Raw genomic sequence first — 11,098 nt, 5'->3', positions numbered from 1 at the left:
CTAGTAGAACCAGAAATTTCATCTTCTAAATGCTTCAGACAATCCTCTTCCATTTGCTCAGCAATCTTCAATGAATGTTCACTTACTCCTTTAAACTCTGCCCTAACTACTTCACCAGCGAGATCAGCAAACTGAGCACCCTGCTCTGCTAAATCAGCTTCATTACCATAAAAAAGACCAAATGCCTGGAAATTGGTTAAGCCTGAAAAAAGAAAAAAACCAAAACCAGCAACACCCATGGTGGCAATAGCTGGATTACGAAAATCATGGCTAATCCCCTGCGGAATACTGCCCTGCTCTAAGCTATTTCTACCAGACCTAGCAAATAGCTCGAGTAGTGCAATTGAAATTCCTCCAGCTAATGGCCACCTAACTTGATCAGGTAGAATATTATCTGGTAGATAATTAAGCCCCATAGCTGTAGTAATAGTACTAAAGGCAACTGCTGTTAATTTGGTAACAGGGTGCCGCAAGGATAATCAGGCCATATGACACTTTTGTTACAGAGCCCCGAATCGAGCGAAGAGATGTCACTTTTGGTGCTGGCAGACCCAAACTTTCTCTCTATCGCCGTGATCAGCGCAGCCTTCCGAACAGACCTTTTTGCAAAAAAGATCTGAAAATTAGTCGAAATTACAGAAAATGGGTCAACTTCGCCGCGAAATGCGGCGAACTTGCAAGACGAGAAGGAAATTACTGGCCGACAGGCCTATTTTTGGTTGGCTGCTTCCGCCATGAGCGCTGTCGGAGAGTCCTGTCGGCAGATTCGCGTGCCGGTCAGCGGGAGACAGGCGTCTCGGCGGGCTGACGGCAGCTCGCTGCCGGCCAGCGAGAACTCGAATCGCTGGTTCAGCCGCTCCTGACCGGTCACCGTGGCGGGATCGAAGCGCCAGCCTTTGATGGCTCGCTTGGCGGAGCGATCGAATACGCGGCGAGGCCATGAGTCCAGAACGCGCACTTCCTCAACACGACCGTCGGGCGTGACGCTGAAGGTGAGCTCAACAAACCCTTGCTGGCCTGAGACCCGTGCGCGCACCGGATATTCCGGGCTCATGCGCCGAATGGCTACCGGACCGCTGGGCTGTGAGGCCGCTGCCGGAGCGGCTCGCTCAGGTGCCGGGGCCGGCGCGATGTTCATCAAAGACTCAGCCGGTTTTGTGGCGAGCGGCTCAGCCAGCGGCTTGGCCGTAGCCACTTGCAGGGGTTCTGCGTTGGAAACCGTTGGAACCGCAACCGCGTTGTCGTAGCTGACCGGCGGGGTCCAGGGCTTCACCGCGGGTGCGGTGAAGGTCGGCGCCGGTGCGGCCGCCTCGATCTCAACGGAGACGACAGCTGCCGAGGCCGCTGCAGGCGTTGACGTTGCGCGGTCAGCATCAGCGCCGGCTGCTGAAACAGCGATTTGCGTCATCTCAGGCTCGGCGTCTCGGGTGACCACGCTGCTGTCAGCAGCGGTCGAGGCAGCCGGCGACGATGCCGGCTCAACCGGCTCGATCACGCGGGCCTCCGCCAGCGGCGCGTAGGTGGACTCGCCAAGCGCCTGCTCAGCCTGCAGCTCACTCATCAGCGCTTCGGCCAGCCGGGACCGGCGATCTTCAAACACACCGATCGGATCGGCGAGCTGCGCTGCGAGCACCAACAGGCCGGCGATGACAAAAACGACGCCGCTGTTGGCGCTGAAGTTGTCGCGCTGGCGATGCGTGCAGACGATTCGCTCGATGCGCTGCACCAGCTGACCGCCGGTTGCGGCCAAAGCAGGTTCAAGCTGCGGGCTGCGCATTGACTCAAGGTTGGCCAGCGCCCGGGCGTACTGAATGCGGTTGCCGCAGACTGCCACAACCATGTCGTCGCAGCACTGCTCGCGCTCTTCCCGAACACGGCGTGAAACCCAGCGCACCATCGGGTGGTAAAACAGCAGCGTCTCGACCAGCACCTGAAACAGGTTGATCAGAAAATCCAGCCGCCGAATGTGGCCCAGCTCGTGGGCGATCACCAGATCGAGCTGCGCGGGGCTAAGGCCCACCAGCGTGGAGGTGGGCAGGAGAATCATCGGCCGGAGCCAGCCCAGCACTGTAGGAACCTGCGCGACGGTCGTCTCGACCACCCGAACGGCCTGCCGAACGCCCATCGACTGTTTCAGCGCCTCAACCCGCTGCTCAAGTTCTTCGCTGATCGGCAGGATACCGACCCGGCTCAGGCGGATCAGACGCGTCCAGTTGACCGCAACCCGGGTGCTCATGGCGAGCACACCCAGGGCCCAGATGCCGACGATCCACGGCAGCGCCTGTTCGAGGGACAGCGAGACCGTTTCAGGCGCCAGCCCGGTGCCGGCAGCTACGGCCGCAATCGCCGGGTCAGCCCAGACCTGCAGTGACGCAGTATCGGTAAACAGCAGTGTGCCGGACGATTCCAGCAGCAGCGTGAAAGTCGCCAGGGGTGCGAGCGCCATGGCGGCGAGGCAGCCGAGACCCAGCCAGTAACGATATTCCGGGCTGCCGCCACGCAGCAGCCAGCAGCCGGCGGCAAACGCCGCGCCGAGCAGCGCGCCCTGCCACACAAAATGTACAAGCGCCCAGCCCAAGGCCGTAATCCATGGTCCGATTACGGCGGGTTCCAGTCCAAGTCCGATCAACAGCTCGGTCATGAGTACCCCATCATTCCTGTCACCGACGGCGGTGACCCCCTGCCAGGACTCCCGCGGGAGCCGCAGAGAGTCAGCCTTCGTCTTCTTCTATCTGGTCCAACATCGCCCGAATCTGGGCCAGCTCGTCGGCGGTGGCGCGCCTGGAGTTACCCAGAGCGTGCAGCACCAGCTCAGATGGCGAGCCGTCAAACACCCGCTGAACCAGGTCGGTGACGAACTGGGTCTGCGTGTAATCTTTACTCATCGCTGGTTTATAGACGTGTGCGCGCTGCGAATCGTCGCGCGCCACCAGCCCTTTGGTATGCATCACCTGCAGCAGCTTCAGAGCGGTGGTGTAGCCGGTATTCTCTTTTTTATTAAGAATTTCATGGACATCCCGCACCGTACTGGGGCCGCGCTGCCAAAGAATGCTCAGGATCGACAGCTCGGCTTCTGTAGGTCTCGGAATGCCCGACTTCTTCATGCGTCGCATTGGATCGTACTCCGGGCATGTGCCAACAGTGCGAGAAGTATAGCCAATTTAACGACGCCTGTCGTACGTTCAGGGTCGTAAAGTTCGCTATTTCCGAACAAATGTCTGCTGCCGCCATCAATAGGACGGTCGTGCGGGCCCGTTCGTTACAAAATCAGGCAAAAAACGATCGAACGTCCGCGAGATCCCGGGTGTAACGAGCCGGCGGCAGGCTTTTGAGGAACACCTTTCCGTAGCCCTTGCTGGTCAACCGCGGGTCACCCACCACCACCACACCGCGATCGTTTTCGTGCCGCAGGAGGCGCCCGACCCCCTGCTTGAGGGTCAGCACCGCCGCCGGCAGCTGGTAGCGACCGAATGGGGCTTCGCCTTCCTGTCGCAGCTTATTGAGCCTGGCCTGGATCACCGGATCGTCCGGCGCGGCAAACGGCAGCTTGTCGACGGCCACGCAGCTGAGCGCATCGCCGGGCACGTCGACGCCGGCCCAGAAGCTCGCCGCGCCCAGCAGCACGCCGTTGCCGGACCGCCGAAAGTCCTCCAGCAGCTGGTGCCGGGGTGCATCACCCTGAACAAAAATCGGCAGGTCCAGGGCGTTGCTCAGAATCGCGCGAGCCTGCTGCAGGTTGCGATGGCTGGTGAACAGCACAAACGCGCGGCCCCCGGTGATGTCCAGCAGCGGCAGCAGCGCCGCGACAAACGCGGGCACAAATCCCTGCTCGGCAGGTTCGGGGAGGCCTGACGGATGATAGAGCAGCGCCCGATTCTCATAGTCGAACGGGCTGTCGATCGACACCGAGCGGGCGCTCTCCAGGCCCAGCTGGCTTTGGAACAGATCAAACCGTCCGCCGACCGATAGCGTGGCGGAGGTGTAAATCCAGCAGGGCGCTGCCGCCTCACGAATGCTGCCAAGCGCCTCAGCAAGATTGAGCGGGGTCCGCTGCAGCTGAAAACCCTGGCGAGACGCCTCATACCAGCAGACGTGGTCGCTGTCCTCGTCGTTCAGGAATGCGGAGGCCGCCGCCTGCAGCCGCTGGCTGCGCTGCCAGACCGACTCCAGCCCTGCCGTGGCCGGCGCAAGCGGCTTCAGCGCCTGACTCAGCCGGCCGAGCACGTCAGCGACGCCCACCAGCTCACCCTCCAGGCCATCGCGCCGCCGCGCTTCCTGCCACGGGCCGCGATTCCCGAGCCGGCCGCTGACCGTGCTGACGGCAAGCCTCAGCCGCCGCGCCGCTGCATCGAGTTCCGCCAAAGTTTCCACGAGCACCGGTAAAGCACCGGGGGCACCGGCGCCCTCGCTGCGACAGTCGCGGGCCAGCTCGGTGAGCTGACGAAAGGAGAAGCTGCGCCCAAAAAACCGGCTGGCCACGTCAGGTACCTGGTGGGCCTCGTCCACGACAATCGCGTCACACTCGGGCAGCAGTTCACCGAAACCCTCCTGCTTCAGGGCCAGGTCTGCAAACAGCAGATGGTGGTTAACGACCACCAGATCGGCTTCCTGAGCTTGCCGCCTGGCGCGGATCACCCAGCAGTCTCCGTAGTTGGGACACTCGCCGCCGAGACAGTTGTCGACCGTTGAGGAGACCTGCGGCCGCAGCGGTGAGTTGTCCGGCAGGAACGTTGCCCCCACGAGGTCACCGTCGTCCGTCTGCTGCGCCCACCCGCGGGTTTTGTCGAGCAGCGTGAGCAGCTCGGGTGAGTCGATGACGCCGCTATCGGTGGCGTGATTCATCCGGTGGATACAGAGATAGTTCGATCGGCCTTTCAGCAGGGACACGCGCGGTTTCAGATCCAGCGCGGCTAAAAGCTGAGGGATATCGCGCTGATAAAGCTGGTCCTGCAGCGTCCGGGTACCGGTGGAAACCACGACCCGCTGACCCGACACCAGCGCGGGGAGCAGATAGGCAAACGTTTTGCCAATGCCGGTACCGGCTTCGGCAATGAGCGGTTCACCCGCCTCCATGGCCAGCGCAATTTCCGTCGCCAGCTCACGCTGACCGTCGCGTGGCCGAAACTGCGGCCAGGCCTGGTCCAGCTCTCCGCCAGACGCCAGCACGTCGTCAACTTGTTCAGCGAGGCTGGGCATCGGATCGACTACGTTGTTTCACGGTCGCCGGCGGGCCGTGCGGTGATCCCGCTCAGTAGGTGGACGGATTTCGAACCGCGCACTCTTCCGCCCGAGCGCCGGCCTGGATGGCTGCCGAGGAACGGCGCAGCGCTTCGTTGGCGCGCTGAATCGTCAGCCAGTTCCGCGCGCAGATCTGCCCGACGCGCGGGCCGAGCTCGTAACTTTCCCTGGCGTGGTCGATCGCCGCCGAATACTGCCCCTGCTCCAGCTCGATCTCCGCCAGGTATTGCCAGTGCGCCGCGTCCTGGGGCGCCAGCTCGATCGCCTGGGAAATCAGGATGCTGGCCTGCTCCAGCGCACCCTCAGCCTCAGCCTGGCGCGCACGCTCGATCAGCGCACCATCCTCGCCGCCGCTGAGCGGAAAAACCTCGACCACGCCAGCGGTCTCCGCCGCCTGTTGACGAACCTGGGCCGCCAGGCTTCTCTCCTCGATCGGAGCGGGGCGCTGAGCGCAGCCGGCACCGACCAAAATACCCGCGATTAGGAGCAGCAAGACCTGGCCAATAGCTCGGTTTTTCAACGGTTTGTCGTTCCCTAAACTTTCGTGCGCGCATTGTACACCTGCGGCTGTGGATGACACCTGACGCGCAATCGCCGATAATTCCGGCCCTCAAAATTCTTTAGGAATCGGCATGAAACTGAAGCTTAGCTGCGCTGCGCTGGCCGCCGCGGGAATTGCCCTGTCGGGTACCGCCGCGTTCGCCGACACCACCATCGTCTACGCCAACAGCGAAGACGGCGCCATCGAAAACGGCAAGACTGAAATCGCCAACGGCAAAATCCGCATGTCCGCACCGGGCGGCGAGGGTTTTGCGATCTTCGATTCAACCAACGGTCAGTTCATCGCGATCAACCAGGATGATCGCAGCTACATGGTGATGGGTAAGGAGCAGGTCCAGAAGATCGCCGACATGCAGAAGCAGGTGATGGCCCAGATGGAGCAGCAGCTCGCGGCTCTGCCGGCTTCACAGCGGGCTCAGATGAAAAAGATGATGAGCTCGATGATGCCCAAGATGGCTGGCGAGGCCAAGCCGCGCAGCTACGAGCGCACCGGCGAATCCCGCAAGATTGCCGGCTACGACTGCGAGGTAATTGAGGTTTACGCCGGCGACAGCAAATCGTCCGAGCAATGCGTGACCACAGCCAAGGAGCTGGATATACCCGAAGAGGACTACGCTGCCGTTCGCGGCATGATGACCTTCGTCCAGGACCTGGCGAACAGCTTCGGTCAAATGTCCGACGGCGTGCTGGACTTCGGTGAGCCCGGTAAAGACGAGATTCCCGTTCAGTACACCCACTACGACCCGCGTATGGGGACCAGCACCGGCCAGCTGAAGTCGGTGTCTCACGACGACATCGACCCGCTCGTCTTTGAGATTCCCGACGGGTACAAAGAGATCGAAATGCCGGACATGAGCGATCTCGGCTTCTAGGCCGCGCAGCTAATCGCTAACGTCTAACGATCAACGAATCTATCGGTATGAGCCAGCGCTGCGCGGTGGTCCTGTGGAGCGCTGCGTCTGCCGCTGACCAGGCAACCCGATACAAAGAAACGCTCAAACGGGCTCTCCCGGACTGGGCGGAACTGCCTGGGCCGGACGCGACCATTCACGAGAGTCCGCAGGAAGCGCTGGCCGCAGGGCTCGCGGCGGGGTGCGACGTGCTCGTGCTCGAAGCCGGCACTGCGCTCCCACCGATGGCGTTGGAGCGGCTCTATCGCTGCCTGGAAGCGCAGCCCGACGCGCAGGTGGTTTCAGCCGTGCGCCCGGAATGGCTGACCACAAGCTGGCCGATGGCTGAGACCGATTCCGCGCTGTGGTGGGCCACACCGAGACTCGCTTTTCCCTATCGAGACATTAACCCGGCGTGTTGCCTGTGGCCTTCCCCGGACTCGAAAACCGTCTGGCCGGACCGCACCGCAGACTCATCGCAGGCGCAGCACCGGTTGGCGTGTTCCCACCTGCTGGTTGGGCCGGCGCCAACCGAAACGAAACCACCCAACGCGGTCGACCCACGAGACCGACCGGCGGCAGCGCCCCTGGACCAGCTGAACAGCCGGCTGTGGGAAATCACCGAGCAGACTCCGGCCCTGCCCCTGCCCTATGCGGGCCTGGACGCAAAGCCGGTCGTGCTTCATATCCTGCACAGCTGGGGCGGCGGCACCGCCCGCTGGGCTGCTGACACCGCCGACGCCTGGGATTCAGCCTGGCATCTCTTTCTGCTGAGCTTCGCCAATCCGGGAGATGCGTCCCAAGGGCAGGAACTCAGGCTACACCCCGGGTCGCTCGACGCGCCGTGCGTAGCCCGGTGGGCGCTGCCGATCCCCATCGCCGGCAGCGTGGTTGAGCAAAGCGCCTATCGCCAGGTGCTCGACGCCATCTGTAGTACCCACGGCGTGACCGCCGTGGTGGTGTCCTCGCTCATCGGACACAGCGTTGAGGCGCTGGAAACCGGGCTCCCAACGCTGGCGATGCTGCACGACTACTACCCGGCCTGGCCGGACCTCGGCCTGCTGTTTGAGTCGTCGGCGGCCGATTTCTCCGATGACCGATTAACCGAAGCGCTGGCCGAAAGTCACTTCCACGCCATGTCGCCTGAACGCTGGCGGCGGGTCCGCGAGCGCTGGCTGGCGGCGCTCAAGGGCCCGCAGGTGGCAGTGCTGGCACCAAGCGATACCGTCAGGGCCAATCTTGAGCGCCTGGTGGATCGTGACGCCCTACCAGAGATCACGACGGTCAGCCACGGACTGGTGCCTTTCGAGCACGCGCGGCAACCGCAGACGTTGTCCGACGGGCCGCGCTGGCGCCTGGTGGTACCGGGAAGGATCAGTGATCAGAAAGGGGCTGGCCTGCTGCGGGAGGCGCTGCCTGAGCTCACGCGGTTTGCTGACGTCTATCTCCTGGGCGGCAGCAAGTTTGCCGAAGCGTTTTATGGCTGCAACCACGTACACATCATCCTGGAATATCAGCTGGCCGAGTTGCCGTCCCTACTTGATGAAATTCGGCCCGACCTGGCACTACTGCTGTCGCAGGTTTCAGAAACGTTCAACTACACGCTGAGCGAAATGTGGGCGCTGGATGTACCGGTTCTGGCAACCCGGGTGGGTGCATTGGCTCACCGAATCGACCACGGAAAGACCGGGCTGCTGATCGACCCCAAGTCGGACAATCTGGTGCAGGCAATCGCGACGCTCGACCGGGAGCAGCTGGAGGCGCTACGCGCGTCGGAAAAGCCGCTGTTGTCACCGCAAGAGTCGGTCGCCAGATACCTTTCGCTCCTGCCTGGCGAAGAAACCGAGCCTGCCTCAGGCCGCTATCCGCTCAAGGCACCGGCACCGGACGATCTGGGGAGCGCAGACCGCGCCCGGCGACTTCATGAGGCGAGCGAGCTGGCCAAAACGTTGCAGGCAAAGCTGACTCGGCAACAGCAGGAGCTGGAGCAGCGCGCCGGCTGGGCCAGCCGCGAGGCACGTCGCGCCGAGGATGCTTTGGGCTGGGCGAAGTCGCTCGAAGAAGATCTCTCGCAGCTCACCGCCACCCACCAGCAGCTGCAGGATGAGTTCGAGGATCGTTCCGCCTGGGCGCTCCGGCTGCGGGACGAGACTGAAGCGCAACGTCTTCATATTTCCCAGCTGGACGAGCGGATCGAAGCGGTTTCCCAACAGCTTCTTGGCGTTGCCGAGGAACTGGAGATGGTCCTTTCCACGCGCAGCTGGAAACTGACTCGTCCGCTGCGGGTGGCTGCCCGCGTCGCCCGGCGAGCGCTGAGTGGCTTGAATTTTCATCAGCAGCGTGCCGCCAGCCTGCAGCAGCGCGCCCGAAACAGCCTGCGCGTTCGCGGCCTTAAGGGAACCATTGATCGCATCGGCCAGGAGCTTTCCCGCGGCGAGCCGGAAATTGGCCCCAAGGTGCTGGCCGAAATTGACACGGACGAGCCCTTTGAGCCGCTGACCTTTACGCTGCCGGACGCACCAAAAATTTCGGTGGTCATTCCAACCTATAACCATTACCACCACACGCAGGCTTGCCTTAAGTCGCTGAGCGGCTTAACAGACAGCGCCAGCTTCGAAGTGATTGTTGTCGACGATTGCTCCAGCGACGAAACCCGCGAACGGCTGGCGGAACACACCGGTTTGCGAGTCCTGCACAACGAAGAGAACAGCGGCTTTATCGATACCTGCAACCGGGGGGCCGAGTCCGCTACCGGCGAGTATGTGTTCTTCCTCAACAACGACACGGTGGTGGAGCACGGGTGTTTTGATCGGCTGCTGGAGACCTTCGCGCAGCATCCGGAGGTGGGCCTGGCGGGGGCCAAGCTGGTTTACCCGGACGGTCGGCTGCAGGAGGCCGGCGGCATTGTGTTCAGCGACGGCTCCGGCTGGAACTACGGTCGCTTCGAAAACCCGTCAGCGCCGACGGTCAACTTTGTCCGCGAGGTCGACTACTGTTCCGGAGCGGCGATCATGCTGCGCCGGGAGCTGTTTGCCGAGCTGGGTGGCTTCGACACCCGCTACCGACCCGCCTATTACGAGGACACCGATTTAGCGTTTCGGGTCCGCGAACACGGTCTGCGGGTGCTCTACCAGCCGGCCGCCCAGGTGGTGCATTTTGAGGGCGTCACCAGCGGCACCGACACCAGTTCCGGGGTCAAACGTTACCAGGTGGTCAACCAGGAGAAGTTTGTCGACCGATGGCGGGAGGTTCTTCCAGATCAGCCGGATCCGCAGAGACCGCTGGACCTGACGCGGCGCCATCGGCGCCAGCGCAGCGTGTTGATCATCGATGCCACCACGCCCACGCCGGACCAGGATTCGGGTTCAGTCAGGATGGTCAACCTGATGCGCCTGCTTCTCGACCTCGGCTGGCACGTCCGGTTCATGGCCGAAAACCGCGCCTTCGATGACCGCTACACCGCTCCCCTGCAGCAGCTTGGCGTTGAGGTGCTCTATCATCCGTTTATCAAGTCGGCCCACCAGTACCTGAAAGAGGTCGGTAACACGCTCGATGCGGTGATCCTGAGCCGGCACTACATCGCCAGCAATCACATCGAGTCGGTCAGAACCTGCTGTCCGCGAGCGCGCCTGCTCTTCGATACCGTCGACCTGCACTATCTGCGCGAACAGCGGCTGGCGGAGCTTGAGAACCAACCTTCGCTGCACGCCGCCGCAGCCAAGACACGAACCCGGGAGCTCGACGTTGCCCGCCGCTGTGACCTCACCCTAGTGGTGAGTGAGTACGAGCGCGAGTTTCTTCGCGAGGACGCCCCGGACATCAAGGTCTCGATCCTGTCCAACATCCACCCCGTACACGGACGCCGCAAGTCGTATGAAGAACGCGAGGGCCTGCTGTTTGTCGGCGGCTTTCAGCATCCGCCAAACATCGACGGCATCACCTGGTTTGTACGCGAGGTGCTGCCGCTGGTGCATCAGCAGGAGGAAGGCATCAAGCTCACGGTGATCGGCAGCAAGATGACCGACGCGGTGAAAGCGCTGGCTGGGCCCGACGTTGAAGTGCTGGGTTTTGTGGAGGATCTCGAACCGTATCTCGACGGCTGCCGGCTCTCGCTGGCGCCGCTGCGCTACGGCGCGGGCGTCAAAGGCAAGATCAATATGGCAATGAGCTACGGCCAGCCCGTCGTCGCCACCAGTCCTGCCGTCGAAGGCATGCACGTGGTGCCGGGACAGGAGGTGATGGTCGGTGATTCACCGGAGGATTTTGCCGCCGCCGTGCTCGAGGCCTATCGCAACCCGGCCCTCTGGCAGCAGCTGTCCGACGGCGGCCTGGCGAACGTCGAGCAGCACTTTTCGTTTGCCGCGGCCCGTGCGGCGCTCAAAGATATCCTGACACCCGACAGCTGAGAA

General features: G+C 62.6%; 7 protein-coding genes. 2 read left to right on the top strand and 5 right to left on the bottom strand.

Annotation, left to right across the window (positions count from 1 at the left end):
* From AAF358_25785 to AAF358_25765, 5 genes are all read right to left on the bottom strand, one after another.
* A partial coding sequence (locus tag AAF358_25785; GenBank protein MEM7708986.1) for a hypothetical protein occupies positions 1-473 on the bottom strand: 473 nt, incomplete at its 3' end.
* Between the two features lie 236 nt (positions 474-709).
* Positions 710-2,641: a TonB family protein gene (locus AAF358_25780; GenBank protein MEM7708985.1), complete on the bottom strand. Its 1,932-nt coding sequence runs from the start codon at positions 2,639-2,641 to the stop codon at positions 710-712.
* A 70-nt stretch (positions 2,642-2,711) separates the two neighbouring features.
* A complete protein-coding gene (locus AAF358_25775) occupies positions 2,712-3,113 on the bottom strand; it encodes a BlaI/MecI/CopY family transcriptional regulator (protein MEM7708984.1) in 402 nt (133 codons plus the stop codon).
* Between the two features lie 154 nt (positions 3,114-3,267).
* Positions 3,268-5,196, bottom strand: coding sequence for an ATP-dependent DNA helicase (locus AAF358_25770; protein MEM7708983.1), 1,929 nt, complete (start codon positions 5,194-5,196; stop codon positions 3,268-3,270).
* Between the two features lie 52 nt (positions 5,197-5,248).
* The gene (locus AAF358_25765; GenBank protein ID MEM7708982.1) at positions 5,249-5,758 is read right to left on the bottom strand and encodes a tetratricopeptide repeat protein; all 510 of its coding nucleotides are present in this window, start codon (positions 5,756-5,758) and stop codon (positions 5,249-5,251) included.
* 112 nt (positions 5,759-5,870) lie between these two features.
* Between AAF358_25765 and AAF358_25760 the strand changes: the two genes are divergently transcribed.
* Together AAF358_25760 and AAF358_25755 are read left to right on the top strand one after the other, a co-directional pair.
* Positions 5,871-6,671, top strand: coding sequence for a DUF4412 domain-containing protein (locus tag AAF358_25760; protein ID MEM7708981.1), 801 nt, complete (start codon positions 5,871-5,873; stop codon positions 6,669-6,671).
* A 47-nt stretch (positions 6,672-6,718) separates the two neighbouring features.
* The gene (locus AAF358_25755) at positions 6,719-11,095 is read left to right on the top strand and encodes a glycosyltransferase (protein ID MEM7708980.1); all 4,377 of its coding nucleotides are present in this window, start codon (positions 6,719-6,721) and stop codon (positions 11,093-11,095) included.
* Positions 11,096-11,098 lie beyond the last annotated feature (3 nt).

This window comes from Pseudomonadota bacterium (assembly GCA_039033415.1).
Taxonomy (GTDB): domain Bacteria; phylum Pseudomonadota; class Gammaproteobacteria; order Xanthomonadales; family SZUA-38; genus JANQOZ01.
The sequence above is the reverse complement of the archived record's forward strand: the minus strand, read 5'-3'. Positions and strand labels throughout refer to the sequence as shown.

Coding starts and splice junctions, on each gene's coding strand:
- AAF358_25770 (MEM7708983.1), bottom strand. CDS start 5,196: ATGCCCAGCCTCGCTGAACAAGTTGACGACGTGCTGGCGTCTGGCGGA.
- AAF358_25755 (MEM7708980.1), top strand. CDS start 6,719: ATGAGCCAGCGCTGCGCGGTGGTCCTGTGGAGCGCTGCGTCTGCCGCT.
- AAF358_25760 (MEM7708981.1), top strand. CDS start 5,871: ATGAAACTGAAGCTTAGCTGCGCTGCGCTGGCCGCCGCGGGAATTGCC.
- AAF358_25780 (MEM7708985.1), bottom strand. CDS start 2,641: ATGACCGAGCTGTTGATCGGACTTGGACTGGAACCCGCCGTAATCGGA.
- AAF358_25775 (MEM7708984.1), bottom strand. CDS start 3,113: ATGCGACGCATGAAGAAGTCGGGCATTCCGAGACCTACAGAAGCCGAG.